The 16834-nt window shown below is 68.6% G+C and carries 15 protein-coding genes; 2 read left to right on the top strand and 13 right to left on the bottom strand.

The window, feature by feature from the left end:
- Nucleotides 1–7: 7 nt before the first annotated feature.
- The 11 genes from ACIG5A_RS09390 to ACIG5A_RS09340 all read right to left on the bottom strand — a co-directional run bounded on the left by ACIG5A_RS09390 (nucleotide 8) and on the right by ACIG5A_RS09340 (nucleotide 10871).
- A complete protein-coding gene (locus ACIG5A_RS09390) occupies nucleotides 8–1327 on the bottom strand; it encodes a VWA domain-containing protein (RefSeq protein ID WP_397239653.1) in 1320 nt (439 codons plus the stop codon).
- A gap of 41 nt (nucleotides 1328–1368) precedes the next feature.
- Entirely contained in the window at nucleotides 1369–2748 is a 1380-nt protein-coding gene (locus ACIG5A_RS09385; protein ID WP_397239651.1) for a hypothetical protein, read from the bottom strand.
- A complete protein-coding gene (locus ACIG5A_RS09380) occupies nucleotides 2748–3182 on the bottom strand; it encodes a hypothetical protein (RefSeq protein WP_397239649.1) in 435 nt (144 codons plus the stop codon). The genes ACIG5A_RS09385 and ACIG5A_RS09380 overlap by 1 nt, the downstream gene beginning before the upstream one ends.
- A 244-nt stretch (nucleotides 3183–3426) precedes the next feature.
- Nucleotides 3427–4059 (bottom strand): GntR family transcriptional regulator, encoded by a 633-nt coding sequence (locus tag ACIG5A_RS09375; protein WP_397239647.1) that lies wholly within the window; start codon nucleotides 4057–4059, stop codon nucleotides 3427–3429.
- Nucleotides 4060–4234: 175 nt separating this feature from the next.
- Entirely contained in the window at nucleotides 4235–5656 is a 1422-nt protein-coding gene (locus ACIG5A_RS09370; RefSeq protein WP_397239645.1) for an MFS transporter, read from the bottom strand.
- Complete coding sequence (locus tag ACIG5A_RS09365) at nucleotides 5653–6879, bottom strand: kynureninase (RefSeq protein ID WP_397239643.1); 1227 nt, start codon at nucleotides 6877–6879, stop codon at nucleotides 5653–5655. The genes ACIG5A_RS09370 and ACIG5A_RS09365 overlap by 4 nt, the downstream gene beginning before the upstream one ends.
- Before the next feature lie 3 nt (nucleotides 6880–6882).
- Nucleotides 6883–7308, bottom strand: a complete 426-nt coding sequence (locus tag ACIG5A_RS09360; RefSeq protein ID WP_397239641.1) for an ester cyclase — start codon at nucleotides 7306–7308, stop codon at nucleotides 6883–6885.
- Nucleotides 7309–7319: 11 nt separating this feature from the next.
- The gene (gene speD / locus ACIG5A_RS09355; RefSeq protein WP_397240580.1) at nucleotides 7320–7727 is read right to left on the bottom strand and encodes an adenosylmethionine decarboxylase; all 408 of its coding nucleotides are present in this window, start codon (nucleotides 7725–7727) and stop codon (nucleotides 7320–7322) included.
- A gap of 5 nt (nucleotides 7728–7732) precedes the next feature.
- Complete coding sequence (locus ACIG5A_RS09350; protein WP_397239639.1) at nucleotides 7733–8485, bottom strand: 2OG-Fe dioxygenase family protein; 753 nt, start codon at nucleotides 8483–8485, stop codon at nucleotides 7733–7735.
- Between the two features lie 20 nt (nucleotides 8486–8505).
- Nucleotides 8506–9963 (bottom strand): glutamine synthetase family protein, encoded by a 1458-nt coding sequence (locus ACIG5A_RS09345; protein ID WP_397239637.1) that lies wholly within the window; start codon nucleotides 9961–9963, stop codon nucleotides 8506–8508.
- Between the two features lie 290 nt (nucleotides 9964–10253).
- Nucleotides 10254–10871 carry a TetR/AcrR family transcriptional regulator gene (locus ACIG5A_RS09340; protein ID WP_397239635.1) on the bottom strand — a complete coding sequence of 206 codons (618 nt, stop codon included), beginning with the start codon at nucleotides 10869–10871 and terminating at the stop codon, nucleotides 10254–10256.
- A gap of 93 nt (nucleotides 10872–10964) precedes the next feature.
- Here ACIG5A_RS09340 and ACIG5A_RS09335 point away from each other — a divergent pair, with 93 nt between their 5' ends.
- Nucleotides 10965–12554, top strand: coding sequence for an FAD-dependent monooxygenase (locus ACIG5A_RS09335; RefSeq protein WP_397239633.1), 1590 nt, complete (start codon nucleotides 10965–10967; stop codon nucleotides 12552–12554).
- 4 nt (nucleotides 12555–12558) lie between these two features.
- Here ACIG5A_RS09335 and ACIG5A_RS09330 read toward each other — a convergent pair whose 3' ends face one another.
- Nucleotides 12559–15849, bottom strand: a complete 3291-nt coding sequence (locus tag ACIG5A_RS09330) for a BTAD domain-containing putative transcriptional regulator (RefSeq protein WP_397239631.1) — start codon at nucleotides 15847–15849, stop codon at nucleotides 12559–12561.
- A 153-nt stretch (nucleotides 15850–16002) separates the two neighbouring features.
- Nucleotides 16003–16338: a WhiB family transcriptional regulator gene (locus ACIG5A_RS09325; RefSeq protein WP_397239629.1), complete on the bottom strand. Its 336-nt coding sequence runs from the start codon at nucleotides 16336–16338 to the stop codon at nucleotides 16003–16005.
- 180 nt (nucleotides 16339–16518) lie between these two features.
- On the opposite strand from ACIG5A_RS09325, the gene ACIG5A_RS09320 reads away from it, so the two are divergent.
- Nucleotides 16519–16809 carry a hypothetical protein gene (locus ACIG5A_RS09320; protein WP_397239627.1) on the top strand — a complete coding sequence of 97 codons (291 nt, stop codon included), beginning with the start codon at nucleotides 16519–16521 and terminating at the stop codon, nucleotides 16807–16809.
- Nucleotides 16810–16834: the final 25 nt, after the last annotated feature.

The following is a 16834-nucleotide window of genomic DNA, read 5'->3' as shown; positions in this document are numbered from 1 at the left end:
CGTTCTCCTAGTCGATGAAGTTCTTGAGCTCGTGCACGAGCTTCTGGATGCGTCCCGAAATGACCGGGGTGCCGAGGTTTTTGAAGCGCTCACGGAACCACGGGTTGACGCTCTGGTGGCCGGAACTGTTCACCGAGCCGACGGGGATGAGCTTCACCCCCGAGCGGTGTACCGACTCCATCGCCTCGAACAGCGGCTGCGAACGATCGAATTCGTAGAAATCCGAAATCCACACCAGCACGGTGTTTTTCGGATCGGTGATCTTGGGCTGGGCCATGGCCATGGCGACCGGGCCGTCGTTGCCGCCGCCGAGATCGGTGCGCAGCAGCACCTCGAACGGATCGTGCACCCACGGGGTGAGGTCGAGTGCGCGGGTGTCGTAGGCGATGAGATGCACGTCGACCTTGGGCAGCCCGGCGAAGATGGAGGCCAGAATCGTGCAGTTCACCATGGAGTCGACCATCGAACCGGATTGGTCGACCACCACGATCATCCGGGCGGGCACGGTGCGCTTGGCGGTTTGCCGGTAGTACAGCCGATCCACGTACAGCCGCTCGTCCCGCGGATTCCAGTTCGGCAGGTTCTTCCAGATGGTGCGGTCCACATCCAGATTGCGCAGGATGCGCTTGGGCGGCACCGAACGGTCGACGGTGCCGACACTGGTCTGCTGCACCTGGGTGCGCAGCACCTCGGCCACCTGGTCGATGTACCGCCGGATGAGCGATTTGGCGTTGGCCAGCGCGACACCGGACAGATTGTGCTTGTCCCGCAGCAGCTGTTCGATCAGCGACATGCTCGGCGTGAGCTGAGCCGCCAGATGTGGATCGGCGAGCACCTCGCGCAATCGCATGCGGCCGACCATCTCCGATTCCAGCTCGGCGAGTACGCCGCCCACCGCACCGGCCTGCTCGTGGCCGAGCGTGCGGCGCAGCCAGTTGGCATCGGACTGCCAGCCGGAGAGCTGACCGGCGCTGACCGCGCCGGAGCCGGTGGCGAAGACGTTGAGCAGCAGCTTGGATACCAGTGCGGCGGTACGCACATCGTCCGCACCGATGGCGTGACCGGAGTCGTCGGTGCCTGTTTCGGATTCGGTGTCGGTTTCAGCGAAGTCGAGCCCGTCGAACTCCGCCTGCATCTCCGGAAACCGTTGCACCACCGTGTCTATGGATATGCCGGGATCGAGCACGGCGAGCGGCAGTCCGAGATCAGCCACGATGCCCGCGCTCGCGGACTCCAGGGCGGGTTGCTGATCCGCGCTGAAGACACCGGCCAGTAGACGCCAGTACAGGATCTGGCGCCGAGTTTCGTGATTACGCCCGTCCGTCACCTGAGCGCCACCCCCCATGGAATCGCTTCGTGATGCAGTAGTCATTTACGCAGCAACCGTCCGGCTCGTTCGCGAAGCACCGCCACCGCATCGCCCGACTTCGCCTGTGCCTTGGCAACTTTCGGATCGGTGGGACCGAGCGCCCAGTCTCCGCCGTGCACGGCGGTGAGCGTGCCCTTGACCTTGCGTTGCACGGCAAGCGGCCGCACCGACCAGCCGCCCGCATCCCAGCGCAGCAGGCCGATCATGGCGCCGGAGCCGCGCACGGCCACCGCGGTGAGCGGTCCGCTCGACGGCAACGCGTCCAGCTCGACGGTCAGCCGATGTCCGTCCAATTCCAGTGCACCATCGACGATCCGATAGCCCTCGACCAGGACCGGCTCGGCGATGTGCACCGGATCGCGGTCCAGCGGCGCGACCGCGGGCGCCTGCGCCTGCGGCAGCAGCACAGTCGCGGTCACGAACGGATCGGCGGCCTCCCCCGCCTTCGCCCGCTCGTCCTGCCACACCAGATCGCCCGACGCCGCGAGCGGCATCTCGGTGAGCTCGAGCACCCGATGCTCGGCCAAGGCGGTGAGCAGCTGCCGGTGCGCGCCGAGCAGCTGCCAGATCGCCGGTCCGACAATGGTGTCCACCTTGGCTGCCGCGACCGACACCCGCACCCGGCGAGCCGGTGCGCCCGCGGTTTCCAGTACGCCGTGCACCTGCGCCTGCACGGCGGTGCCGTGCTCGTGCACGTCCACCCCGAGGATGAGCAGCCGTCCGGACACCAGCTCGTTGTCGGTGAATTCCGCACCGCGCCAGGACAACAGCAGCGCACGCGTCCACAGATCGGCCCACCGCCGCACCGGCAGCCGATCCGCCGTCGCGATCGGCGACGAGGCGCTCAGCTCGGCGGTGAAACCGTCCAGCAGCACCGCGAGCCGCCGCAGCGCGGGCTCGGCAAGCAGCGCCTCCACCGTCTGATCCGCGGCCGACACCAGGTCGTGGTCCACCCCGCGCCAGCCCGCGATGGCCAGCTCGCCGAGCCAGGCGCGCGACCCCACCGCAAGCGGGCTCGGCGCGGTATCGCCTGCTGCCCCGCTCCACTCGGATCGCGTGCGCCCCAACGCCGTATCGACCTGCTCCAGCAGCGCGTCGTGCACCGCGCCGAGTAGCGCCGCGCGCGCCGCGGCCAGTGCCGACAGCCGATCCGGCCCGATCGCGCCGGTGCTCACCTTCGCGACCGCCTCGGCGACCGGCGCGGCCAGCGGCGAGCCCGCCACGGCTCCGGCCAGCACCGACAACGCCGCGCTCTGCCGCTCGGACACCCGCGCGAACCCGTCGATCAACGCGGTATCGAAACCGGCGACCGCCTCCGTCGCCGCCGTTACGCCGTCGGGCGAATTCTCCAGCAGCGCAGCCAATTCCACCGCACGCATCAGCGACCCACCCCCGCGGGGAACCAGTGCAGCTCCGGTATCGGCGTCGCGCTGCCAGGCAGCTCCAGGTAGGCCAGATGCCGCAGGAATCGGCTGAATACCGCAGCGGCCGGTGCGGGATCGCGAGTTCCGTTGAGCGCGGAACCGATTCGCCCGCCCTCGGGCACCTCGACCCGAAGGAACCGGGCCACCCGCTCCTGCCCGTACTGCAACACCGCCTCGTCGATGAGCGAGTCCAGATGCTTGCAGGTCCAGCTCCCCGACAACCCGCCACAGGGCCGATTGTTGTTCGTACTACAGCTCAGCCCGTGCGTCCCCGCCGTCACCGAGGCCACGTACACCCGCGAAATATCGGAGCCGCTGGACACCACGCCCTGCAAACGCCCTTCCGCCAGCTCCACGAACGGCACCTTGTTCAGCTTGCGCGCCGCCACAGCGGGCAAAACCCTTACGACAGAAGCGCTTTCCCACTCCGGTACCTCCGGCGCTGCGCTCGAATCCGAGACCATCGTTCTCCCTCCCGTTCGATCACGACGGCCCCAAAGGTAAGCCATACCACCGACAAGTACCGCCCACCTGCCAAGATCCGCCGAGCGCAGTCGTATGGCCCCCGACTACGGCGTGTCGGAGGGCCATTCGACTGCGCTCGGCGAACGGTCCGTGCCGCAGGCCCGGTGGTTACCGGAGTGCGGGTTCGGCCTCGCGCATGGCGAGGTAGGTGCGGAGGGCTTCCGCGGCGTGGGTGAGGTGGGTGTGCAGGATGGTGGTGGCCGCGGCGACGTCGCGGGCCGCCGCCGCATCGACGAGGGCATCGTGATCGGGCAGGCCGAGGGTGCCCGCGCCGAGGGCGGGGAGGTGGAGCCTGATGATCTGTTCTTCCTCTTCGAGGGCGGCTTTCACCAGTTTCAGCAGGCGGCGGTTGGTGGCCTTTCCGCAGAGCGACAGGTGGAATTCCGTGTTCAGACGGCCCAGTTTGTGCGGGTCGGTCTCGAAATTCATACGCTGCAGGTGACCGCGAATTTCATCGATATCGTCATCGGTGAGATTCGGTATAGAGGATTGCAGCGCGGCGGGTTCGATAATGAGGCGGACGCCATATGTTTCCATTATGTCCGCGGAATCGATGTTCACCGCGATCGCGCCCTTTCCCGCGCGCAACCGGACCAGCCCTTTCGCCTCCAGTTGAATCAGCGCCTCGCGCACCGGCATGCGGCTCACGCCGAATACCTCGGCGAGCTCCTCCTGGCGCAACGACGTTCCCGGTCGAATGGTCCCGTTCAGAATCGCCTCCGAGAGAGTCGATTCGATCATCGATCGGGAATGTGTCTGCGGCACCGAAATGTGCCCCAGTACGGCCATGATCGGCCGGTGTCGCGCGCTCATTAGAACGGTGCCGCCTACCTCTGTACGGAGTGTTTCGCAGTCGGATCCATGATCCAGCTATTTTCTAACACTCCGCGCTCCGGTTGACAACATTTACGCATCCTCATGCGTCGGAGAGTTGCCTCCCGGAGTTATTTATGGGATGAATCGCCGCCGCCGGAACGATCGCGGCACACGCCAGTACACCCATTATTACCAGTGCGTGCGCGAGGTCGGCGGAGGTATAGATGCTGCCGAACACCGCGACGCCGAGGACGAAACTGAATTGGAACGTGGTTGTCGCGATCCCGGTGGCGTCCGGTACTTGTCCGGGGCGCACATGCGCCACCGTGAGCCCGAGCAGCGGGGTGAAGCAGGCGCCGTAGCCGAATCCGGCGCCCGCGAGCAGCAGCGCGTCCGCCCAGGTCGGCGGACCGTCGTTCAGCGCGCCGAGCGCGATCAGGCAGCCGCCGAGCATGCCGAGCCCCGCGATGGTCAGCACCGGATGCCGCCGGTGCGGCACCAGCGATCCCGGCACCGAGCCGATACCGAAGCCGATCGCGAACGGCACGAGCGCGAGTCCGGCCCCTGCCGCACTGCGTCCGTGCTGATCCTGGAGGTCGGCGGCGACGCAGAACAGGACACCGGTGTAGGTGGTGCCCGACAACAGCAGCGCGATCAGTCCGGGCCGCACGCCGGGCACCGCCATGATGCGCAGGTCGAACAGCGGGGAACCGTTGCGGCCCTGTTGGATTCGCTGCCAGACGAGGAACGCTGCCAGCGTCGCCGCACCGCAGGCCGCGATCGCCCAGCCGAGCGCGGTCCACCCGGTGTCGGGGCCGAGCGCGAGCGGACCGGTGACCGCGGCGGCGCCCGCGGTCAGCACGCCGACGCCGATCAGGTCGAGCCTGCGCGGTGCGACCTCGATCGCGGGCAGCAGCCGGGCCGCACCGGCCAGCACCGCGATCCCCACCGGCAGGTTGAGCAGGAAGACGATCCGCCAGCCGAGCCCGAAGATATCCGAGCTGATCAGCGCGCCGCCGAGGACGAGTCCCGCGGTGGCACCGAAGGAGATCATCGCACCGTAGGCCGCCATGGCGCGGGTGCGCGCGGTCCCGGTGAAATCCACCTGGATGAACGAGATCGCTTGCGGCACAGCCATTGCCGCCCCCGCTCCCTGTACCGCGCGCGCACCGATCAGTACCACGGCGTCGGGCGCGAGGCCGATGACGACGGAGCTCACCGTGAACACCGCGATCCCGATCAGGAACATGCGCCGCCTGCCCCGGTCGGAACCGAGCCGCGCCCCGGTGATCAGCAGGCTCGCGTACATCAGCGTGTAGGCCGCGACCGCCAGTGCGGCGGTACCCGATTCGACCCTCAGGTCCTGCTGGATCGACGGCGCCGCGATATTGCCCGCGGTGGTGTCCATCGATGCCATGAACTGACCCGTCAGCACCACCGCGAGCGCGAGCCACCGGCGCCGGGATCCCGTCGGCACGGCGACCCCGGCGCGCGGCCGGATCGTTTCCGAGGGCACCGTCACCGTGGCAGTCCGCCATGGTCCGCATCGGCGAGCAGCTTCTCCATCGCGGCGACGCAGTCGAAGAGGTCGACGTAGCGGACGTGCAGCGGTGCGAGCCCGAAGCGCAGCAACTCCGGCGGCCGCAGCTCGAGATGGAATCCGGTGGCCGCCAACCCTTCCGCGAGACGCTCGGCCGATTCGTACCGCAACGACACATGGCTGCCGCGCTGCGCGCCGTCGACCGGTCCGGTCACCTCGATACCGAAACGGGCGAGCCGGGTTTCGGCGAGCGCGATGAATTCCCGGCTGAGCGCAACGGATTTGGCGCGCACCGCGGCGAGATCGGCTCGCGCCGTGAGCGAGACGCCCTCGTCGAGCGCGAGCAGGCTGAGCAGCGGCGGGCAGCCGGTGGTCAGCCGGGCGATGCCGGGATCGGGCTGATAGTCGGCGGTGAAGTCGAACGGCCTCGTATGCCCGAGCCAGCCGGTGACCGGCTGTTCGAAATCGGGCAACAGCCGCTCGGCGACATACATGTACCCGGGCGCACCCGGCCCGCCGTTGAGGAATTTGTAGCCGCAGCCGACCGCCAGATCGGTGCCCGCGTCGTCCACATCGATGGGAACGACGCCCGCACTGTGCGCCAGATCCCACAGCACGAGCGCGCCCGCCGCATGCGCCCGCTCGTTGATCCGGCGCATCGGAAGCAGGTGCCCGGTGCGGTAATCCACGTGGCTGAGCAGCACCACCGCCACGTCATCGCCGAGGTGATCGATGATCTCGCCTGCGGGCACCCGGCGCACGGTCGCCGCCGGGTGGACATAGCGCGCGACACCGTCGGCGATGTACAGGTCGCTCGGGAAGTTGTCCCGATCGGTGAGGACCACCGATCGCCCGCCTGCCGATTGCGCGTACAAGGCGCCACACAGCAGCTTGAACAGGTTGACCGAGGTGGAGTCGCCGACGACGACCTGGCCGGGAGCCGCGCCGATGAGTGCGCCGATGCGATCCCCGATTACCGTCGGCAGTTGCAGCCACTGGTGATCCCACCAGGCGGCGTTCATATCGTCGCGCCACCGAAGCATGCCCTCCTGCAGCCGATTCCAGGTTTCGCGCGGCGGCGGCCCCAGCGAGTTGCCGTTGAGGAAGACGCGATCATCGGGCAGATCGAACAGCGCCCTGATCTCGCGCAGCGGATCGGTGGCATCGAGTTGTTCGAAGTATCGGCGCTCGCCGTTGGTCGCCATGCCTCACTCCGTGATCTGCTGCATCAGACCGTAGATGTCTTCGTTGTGCCACCACTCCGCGAGATGGTTGTCCGCGTCGAAGCGCATGATGTCGATGCCGGACAGCGTGACCACGCGCCCGGTCCCCGCGACACCGGACAGCACGCCGGTGTGCGTGCCCGAGGAGTTGTATCGGGCGACGAGCTTGTCGCCATCGATGAGTACGTCCTCGATGACGAACTTGAAGTCGGGAAAGGCCTGATGCCAGTCCAGCGCCATGGCCACGTGCCCCGGCTTGGTGTTCGGGAACGCATCGATCGGGCGATGGTCGAAGAACCGCTCCGACAGCACCCGGCCGCCCGCCGGATCGCCGTGGTTCCACAGCTCGCCGATCCAGATCCCCTCGTATACGTGTCGCATGATGTCGCGGCGACTACCGGTGTCCGTCATTGCTGTCTCCTTCATCCGGGAATCTGAGCGTTTGCGCCTGGGACGAATGCCGCGCGACCGCGCTTGATCCATTGCACGGTCACGCGTTTCGGCCGGAAGTTGGCTTCGAGCACCGGAATCGCCATTTCCGGGTCGGTGACACCGCAGGTGAAAATGTCGACGGCGGCGAAATCGTGCTCGGGCCAGCTGTGAATGCTGATATGCGATTCCGCGAGCACCGCGACGCCGGTGACCCCACCGGCGCCGCCGAAGTGATGGACATAGATATAGAGCAGCGTGGCATCGGTGGCGCGCACGCAGTCGCGCAGCACCTGCTCGACCAGTTCGGGATCGTCGAGCTTGCTCGCGCCGATGAGATCGACGAGCAGATGGGTGCCCGCCGCGCGCAGCTGTGGCAGCGAAGCGGTGGCCATTTCCATTTCGGTCACGAGGCCTCGCTCGGTAGCGGGTTGAGCGAGAAGCCGCAGACGTCACGGGCGGCGCGTGGCGCGTCCGCTGCCACCGTCACCGGTGTCACATCGTGCAGGCAGCGCGGATCCTCGAACACCACCGTGTCGACCGGCGCCTCCAATTCGATCTTGCGGTACACCACACCGTCCAGATCGGCGAAATGGCTGCGCCCGCCCGCGACGTTCGCCCGGTTGATCAGCGAGATCGAGGTGAAGGCGTGCCCGTCGTGGTGCATGCCCTCCGGCGCCGGATATCCGGGCTTGCCCGGCAGCGCCACGATCCGCATCAGGTGCACCCCGATCTCCCAGTGCCTGGCCGCGCGCACGCGCTCCTCGGGCAGCACCGCGAGCACATCCCAGATCAGTTGGTGCAGAAAGGGATTCCGCATCGTCCGGTCCGCGAGCGGCTCGAACTTACGCTCGAATCCGCCCGCATACGGATTGAGCTCCGAATCCTGGAAGAACCCACGGTGTTCCAGCTGCTCGACCCGGCGCTCGACGGTGTCCGCCGAGAACAGGCTGAATCGGCGCTGCCGGAAGACGTATTCCGTCTTCAGCCACCGGTCGTCGACCAGATCGTCGAAATCGTCGGCCATTTCCCGCAATCCGGCGGCGATATCCGAGGACAGTTCCGCCACCGGCGTGCCGGGCAGCAAGACAACGGGGTCGCTGTCGAAGCGGTCGAGGGGTAGCGCGCCGAAGAGTGCGGTAGTGATAGATGACGTCATTGTTTCCTCTTCCCAACGGGTTACGACACGTAGTCGAGATAGAAGTCGAAATCCCACTCGGTGGTCGTTGCCAGAAATCGTTCCCATTCATCGGTCTTCTGGGCGGTGTAGACGCGGTACATATCGCCGGGCAGCGCCGAGCGCAGCACCTCGTCGCGGTCGAGTGCCGCCAGTGCCGCACCGAGATTCATCGGCAGGCCGCGCCGCGGGTCCGGCGTGCTGTCGTAGGTGCTCGCCGAGGTCGGCGCGCCGGGGTCGAGATCGGCGCGCAGGCCGTCATCCATCGCGGCGATCAGGCCCGCGGCCATCAGATACGGGTTGACCATCGAATCGGCCGTGCGGTATTCGACGCGATCGGGTGCCGAGACCCGCACCGCGCAGGTGCGGTTCTGATAGCCCCAGCCCGCGGCGACCGGCGCCCACAGTCCCGTATCCAGCAGGCGCCGATAGGAGTTCACCGTCGAGGCGCCGAGCGCGGTGAGCGCGGGCAGGTGGGTGACGATGCCGCCCAGCATGCGCCGGCCGGTATCGGTGAGTTGCCGCGGATTCGCGCCCGGCTCCTTGCCCTCGGTCAGCAGGTTCACGCCACCGCCGCGGTAGCTGCGCACGCCGGGCATGATCGTCTCGGTGTCCATCGGGACGATCTCGTCGTCGCCACCGCGCCAGAGCGACAGATTGTGATGGCAGCCCGACGCCGACAGCCCGGCGAACGGCTTGGTCATGAAGCAGGCGATCACCCCGAATTCCCTGGCCACCTGGCGGCAGATCTGCCGGTAGGTGATGAGCCGGTCGGCGTTGCGCACCGGATCGTCGTAGCGCCAGTTCAGCTCGAGCTGGCCGGGCGCGTCCTCGTGATCGCCCTGGATCATGTCCAAACCCAGTGCGCGGCCGTAGGTCAGCACCCGCATGGTGATATCGCGCAGCTCCTCGAGCTGGTCGACGTGGTAGCAGTACGGCTTGCTCACCCCGACCAGTTCGTTGTCGGCGTTGCGGCGCAGCCACATCATCTCGGGTTCGGTGCCGACCCGCAGCCGCATATCGTGGCGCCGCGCGAAGTCGGCGTGCAGCGTGGCCAGGTTGCCCCGGCAGTCCGAGGTCAGTGCGGCGCCGGGATTCTCGGCCTCCTCCCGGTTGCGGAACAGCCGGGCGAACACCCGCGCGACCCGCCCGTCCCACGGCAACTGGGCGAAGGTCTCCGGCTCCGGCACCGCGATCAGCTCCGACGCCTCGGGACCGTAGCCGAGGTAGCGGCCGCGCCGGTCGGTGGCGACGTTCGACACCGATCCGTACACCAGCTGAACGCCCTTGGCCGCCAGCTCTTCCCATCTCGCGGCAGGCATGCCCTTACCGACGACCCGGCCGGTCACCGACACGAACTGCACGTAGATGTACTGCACATCGAGCTTGTCGATCAGCTTACGAACATCGTTGGTCGCATCACTGCGTCCCGGCTCGGACAGAAAGGCATCGATGTCCACGGGGTACCCCTTCGGTCGCGCCGCGACGCACCGAAGACCGGCTCGGCGTCGCGACGGAGATGATCGGATTACCCTGTATCCCAACCGATTTCCTCGATTGGATCCAGGATCCAATCTCGTTTTAACACCTGCCGAAGCGGTAAATCAATACTTCGCACCCCCTACCGCACCCCTACCGTGTGCGCGGCATAGGCGGGAATAGCGTAGTGGTGCAAGCGTGTTCATGGCCGGTTTTCAGCCGCCTGCCGAATCCGACCCGTTCGCCGGTATCGCCGAATAGCCTTGCGCCATCACCGTTTCGCGGCGGCGGCGAGCGCGGGGGCGAGCGGCCCGAGCGCGGCACGGAGCAGCTCGGGCAGCGCACCGGACGGCACCACCAGCCCACCGGTCACCGTCGGCCGCAGCCAGCTGTCGAGCGCGATACGCACCGCGGCGGCCACACTCGCCGCGAGCACGCGGGCGGTATGCGGGCCGGTCTCGCCGAGCCGTCCGGCGATCGCGTCGGCGAGCGGCTGCTCGATCGTCGCGGCGGTATGGACGAAGGCGTCACGCAGCGCCGGATGCGTCGTGATCAACAGCAGTGCATCGCTACCGGATTCGCCATGTGCGGTGTACTGCTCCACGATCGCGTCGATGACGGCGTCGGCAAGCGGCACGTCCCGCCGCGCGGCCACCGCCTCGGCGACCCGCGCTTCCCGCTCGGTGGTGACGGCGGCGACGATCGCCTGTTCCCGGCTGGAGAAGTAGTTGTTGTAGGTCCGCGGCGAGACGCCCGCGGCCTCGGCGATGTCGTCGACGCGCACGTTGTCCGGGCCGCGCTCCAGCGCAAGCCGAAGTGCCGCCTCGCGCAACGCCTCTCGCGTCGCCTGCTTCTTCTGCTCGCGTAGCCCGGTCCGTCGCGTCGTCACCGTCCCAGCATACATTCGGATGCGTGCACGCAATTTTGCGTGCACGCAACTTTTGTCTTAATCTGGCGCTCACACCGAGGGAAGGAGGTCGCCATGACCGTCGACGTCGTGATCAGCGGAGGTGGACCGAACGGGCTGATGCTGGCCTGTGAGCTGGGCCTGGCCGGGATCAAGCCGATCGTGCTGGAGCGGCTGGGCGCGCCGAGCGAGGAACCGAAGGCCAACGGCTTGCTCGGCCAAGTGGTGCAACTGCTCGACCGGCGCGGACTGTACGAGCGGCTGAGCGGCGACTCGGCGCCGCCGCGGCCGAACTCCGCCTACTTCATGTTCGCCGCAATGGCTTTGGATCTGAGCCTGCTCGACGAGAGTCCGGTCTACAGCCTCGCGGCGCCGCAGCACCACATCGCGCGGGTGCTGGAAGAGCGCGCCGTCGAACTCGGCGCGGATGTCCGGCGCGGGCACGAGGTGGTCGGCCTGGCACAGCACGAGGACTCGGTCACCGTCGACGTCGCGAGCCCGGACGGCCCCTACCGGCTGCGCGCCCGATATCTCGTCGGCGCGGACGGAGCGCACAGCGTCACCCGCAAGCTGTCCGGCATCGGCTTCCCCGGCGTCACCTACGACCGCACGACCAGCCGGGCGGCGCACGCCACCGTGCCGCCCGGCTGGGTCGACCCGGCGACGGGCGCGCTGACCGTGCCCGGCTACGGCACCGTCCAGCCCTTCCTGCCGCTGCGCACCGAGCGCGGCGGATTCTCCTACGCGCCGTTCCCCGGCCTGCCGCCGCTGATCAGCAGCGTCGAGTGGGATCAGCCCGAGACCGCGGGGCCGATGAGCACTGCGGAGCCGATGAGCATCGCGGAGCTGCGGGCCAGCGTCGCCCGGGTACTCGCCGCCGACCTGCCGCTCGGTCCGCCCGCCGGACCAGGCCCGCACGTACTACGCCGACTGAACGGCGGCAACACCCGCCTCGCGGACCGATTCCGGGATCGCCGCGTCTTCCTGGTCGGCGATGCCGCCCACATCTACACCGCGGGCGGCGGCCCCGGGCTCAACCTCGGCCTGCAGGACGCGGCCAACCTCGGCTGGAAGCTGGCCGCCGACCTGCGCGGCGGCGCACCGACCGGACTGCTCGACAGCTACGAGACCGAACGCAGGCAGGCCGCCGACCGCATGATCACCTATGCCCGAGCGCAATCCGCGCTGAGCGCACCGGGCGGCGACGTCACCGCGCTGCGTGAACTGTTCACCGAGCTGCTGCGCGACCGCGATACGGTCGAACGCCTCGCCGCGCTCACCGCGGGCGCCGATATCCGTTACGACATAGGCGAATTCACGCATCCGCTGATCGGCCGCTTCGCCCCCGACATAGCCATGCGCACTGCGCGCGGCGCGGTCCGGCTGGCCGAGCTGACCAGGACCGCGCGGCCACTGCTGCTCGACCGCACCGACGATCATCGGCTCGCGCGAGCGCTGCCCGAGTGGCGGGGCGAAGTCGATATCGTCACCGCGGACCCGCAATCCGGATCGCCCACCGCCCTGCTCCTGCGCCCCGACGGCTACGTCGCCTGGGCCACTGCGGCGCCGCAGCCGAAACCGGCGGAGCGACAAGCACTCCGTGCTGCGCTGGCGCGCTGGGTCCGACCGATCCACCACACGGAATCGGCGAGCTCACCGAATTGAGGCGTCAATTGCCCACGCGCACAGCATCGGTGGCGTCCGCCCCGGAGCGCAGTGCGGACAGTCCTTCGTCGACTCGCCGGCGGAGGGTGGCGGCTCGGGCGCGGAAGCGTTTGGCGGCCGACGGGTCGCCGGTGACCTCGGCCAGATCGCCGAGGATATCGTCCATCGGGCCGAGAACGGCGGCGCCGCTGTCGAATCCGATCAGCGTGCCGGTGTGCGGGGCGAGCGCGGCGAGCAGGCCGGTGGCCACGTCGACGGCGCCGAGGGCCACGGCGACGTGGGCACGCAGCGCCGCCATCAGGGGCTGGAATTCGCGTGGCAGGGTGTCGTGGCGTTCGAATACCGCACGGGCGCCCTGCTCGTCACCGGCGTGCAGCAGGGCGACCGCGTACAGCTGCGCGACGCGATCCGGTTCGATGGCGTAGAGCGAAGTGAGGCGGTCGAGCAGGCCCGAGAGATCCGCGCGCGCCCAGCCGACGGTGAGCTGCCCGGCCAGCGAGACCGTCTCCAATTCGGCGGTGCCCGAGGCGATCATCCGCGCCTCGAACCGCTGGTACGCCTGCTCGGCGGCATCGGGGTCGCCGCGAAGCACCTCCGTCGCCCCGGCGAAGGCCAGCAGCACATCCGAAAGCACCCCTGCCGCACCGGCGCTCGCCGCCTCGAGCGCGAGCGCGGCATGCCTGGCCGCCGCAGGCAGGTCGATATCGCGGCAGGCCGCACGGAAGCGCAGATAGTGCGCGACCGCCTGATAGTCGGGCAGCCCTGCCGCCTGCGCGACGCGCAGCAGTTCGCCGGCGACCGGTCGCCGGTCGCCGAGCCCGGCGGCACCGGTCAGTACGTACCCGACCGCGTTGAGCGCGGCGCACACCAGCGCCGCGTCACCGCTGCCGTGCGCGAGGTCGAGTGCCTCGCGCGCCCGCCGGTAACTCGCCGCACCGGCGGCACCGTCCTCGAAGACCGACGCGATCAGCAATCTGGCGCGCCGCGGACCGCGCTCCGCGGCGAGTGCCGCATCCAGTTCCCGCTGGAACCGCTCGTCGACGCCGCAGTGGTCGCCCGCCGCCCAAATCGTCGGCGCCACACCGCAGGTGAGTGCCGTGACCATTCGCTCGCGATCGCCGCATTCGATGGCCAGCCGCAGCGCCCGGCGCCGCGCCACCCGCATCGCGGCATGCCTGCCGACCCCGGCGAGCGCACCCGCGTATCGGCAGCAGGCCTCGAACAAGGCGCCGGGCTGCGTCCGGCCCGCGAGTTCGTGGAGTTCGACAGCGGTGCGCCATAATTCGACGGCACCCGTCCGCGCCGGGTCGATATCGCTCTCCTCGGCCGCGGCCAATACATAGCCGAGCGCCTGCGCCGCGGTGGCCCTGGTCGCACCGTTGGCCGCGTGGTGCGCCAGCATCCCGATCCGGCCGCTCGCGCCGATATCGATCTCCCGCTCCAGGAATTCCATGGTGTTCCAATGCATTCGGCCGCGCCGCAGCGGCGGGATGCTGTTGTAGACGGCGTCGCGCACCATGGCCTGGTCCAGCACCACCCGGTCGCCCCGATCGAAGCCGACCAGCCCGGCCGCAACGGCGGTGTCGATCAGATCGACCAGTTCCTCCGCGGCGACGCCGGACAGTCCGGCCAGCGCGTCGAGCTCGATCGCCCGTCCCCACACGGCGATGTGCTGCAGCACGGCGATCACCGCGGTGGGCAGCTGTTCGATCCTGTCCACGAGCACCGCACGGATGTGCTCCGGCAGCGTCCGCGAATCACCGTGCATAGCAATCCTTTTGGACAGTTCGCGGACGAACAGCGGATTGCCGCCGGTGCGCCGGTGCAGCGCGTGCACCACCTCACGGTCCAGGCCGGACAGCCCAGCCTCCCGCGCGATCGCCCGCGTGCCCGCCAGATCGAGCCCCGCCAGTTCGATCCGCTCGGTCATCCGATCGGCCAGCGCCGCGGCGGCGGCGCGCAGCGCGGGGGTGAGCTCGGGCCCGCGCGCGGTCACGACGATGAGGACCGGCTCCCACTGCAGCCAGTTCGCCAGCTGCCGCAGCACCTGCAGTGTCGCCGCGTCGGCACGGTGCGCGTCCTCCAGAACTATTGCCACCGGCGCCTTTTCGGCGAGATCACGGCAGCGCGCCGCGACCTCGCGCGCGATCGTGAACGGATCGACCGCCGCGGCGGGCGGTTCGGCGCGCATCGGCTCGCCGCCGAGCCCGCCGAGTATCTCGGTCCACGCCCAGGCCGGTGGCGCGCCGTCCACCTCGGGGCACAGCCCGACCGCGGTGCCCCAGCCCTCGGCGGCCAGGCTCGCCACCACCGACGACACCACCGTCGTCTTCCCCGTGCCCGCCGCGCCGACCAACCAGGTCAGCCGCAGCCCGGACGTCCTGGCCTCGGCCGCCGCCGCACCGATCGTCGCCCGCTGCCTGGGATAGAACGTCGGCCCCGAACCGAATTCCACGGCGGGCGCACCGGGCGCGGAAATGGCGATCGGCCCCGTCGGCAGGTCGGCGACCCGGCTCGGATCGACGGCCTGATTCAGAATCGCGGATTCGAGTTCGGTCAAACGCTGGCCGGGATCTATCCCGAACTCCGCACGCAAGAACTCCCGGGTGCGCCGTATTGTCGCCAGCGCCTCCACCTGCTGCCCGAGCCGATACTGCGCCGAGGCCAGCAACCGCACACTTTCCTCGCGCCCGGGATATTCCTCGACCTGTCGCCGCAACTCGGTGACGACCTCGCCGAGCCTGCCGAGTTCCAATGCCGCCTCGGCCCGCATCTCGATCGCCGCGACCCGTAAATCGGTGAGCCGCGCCACTTCCGCGGCGGCCCACGGCGCATCCGAAAAGGATTCGAATGCCGTTCCGTGCCAGCAATTCAGCGCCCCGTCGAGAATCCGGTACCGCTCGGCGGGCCGCGGCCGCTCGGCCGGATCGTGCACGCGCTGTTCGTAATCGCGCATCTGCGCCTCGAACTGCCAGGCGTCCACGCTCGCGACGCCGAGGCGCAGCGCGTATCCGCTGCTCTCCGACACCAGGATGCGCGCGGCCGTCCTCGGCCGCCGCGCCGGTTCGAGCACCCGCCGCAGATTATGGATCTGCACCTGGAGTACGGCGGGCGCATGCGACGGTGGCGCGCCCTCCCAAACATCTTCGACCAGCCGGTCCGCGCCGATGGTCTTGCCGCCCGCCAGCACGAGCCTGCCGAGTATCGCGCGCTGGCGGCCCGCGCCGATGCGGGCGGTGCGTCCGCCAAGAGATACCTGTAGCGGACCGAAAACCTGAACCTGTGGTTCCGTCATGACACGACGCCCCTCTGACCGTCGAGATATCCAGTGCTACCGATTAATTCGTACGAGCGTCCGGTAAATTACCTTCGCGCAACGGAATTCACAAACCGATCAGTTGTCCACCCAGCCCAGCAAACCCCTTGGGGGACAACATCATCGGTGGAATCAGACCGGAATCTCGGCAAACCCGCACAGCGAACACGTACCGGGCGACGATGCCGATTCGATGATCCGCCAGCACTTCACACACCGCTTCCGCGCGGTGTGGCCGAACACTATCTCCCGCAATAACTTCGGCCACGCACGGTCGCCGCAAAGCCATATGCCCGCGACTATGCCGCTGCCCCGCCGCGTCCGCAGCGCCTCGGCGGCGCACTCGGCGATCACCGGGCACCGGCGGCAGTAGGCCAGCGCCTGTCTCGGGTCACCGCGCGGCGGCACCGACGGGTGGAATATCCCTGGCGGCGCACCGAGGCACGCGGCCTTTCGCTGCCAATTCATTCGATCACCTCCGTGTCTTCATTCCAACCACACGAATCACCCCGAGACAAATCACAAAAAGGTATCGAATTCGGCGGTAAGTCGGCGTGAATCGAGGCGAAAGCACGGTGGAAGCACTGCGAAAGTACGGCATCGGAAAATCGCCGAATCCTATTTCTTCGAATCGCGGGAGTGCATCAGATGCCTACACCATCGACCTCAGGACCCGAGGCCGACATCCCCGCCGCGCACCGGCGGCCCGATCCGGCCGAAGCCGCGTCGACGTGCCCGTTCACCATCCACCCCACCACCGACGAGCCGCAGGATCGCGGCCTGTACCGCGATCGGGACGGCGATATCTGGCAGAAGACCGAATGCGGCTGGCGGCTGTGCCTGCAGCACGGCGTCGCCGTCGACGTCTGGTCCCTGTGGGAATGGACATCGGGCCACGTGCGCGATTACGGACCGTTCGTCCCGCTCGCCACCGACTGAGCGAACAGCGAATTCCGGAGCCGCT

Origin of the sequence: Nocardia sp. NPDC052566, assembly GCF_044547285.1 — a bacterium.
Classification (GTDB): domain Bacteria; phylum Actinomycetota; class Actinomycetes; order Mycobacteriales; family Mycobacteriaceae; genus Nocardia.
Note: the sequence above shows the minus strand (reverse complement) of the source record. Positions and strands in the feature narration are given on the sequence as shown.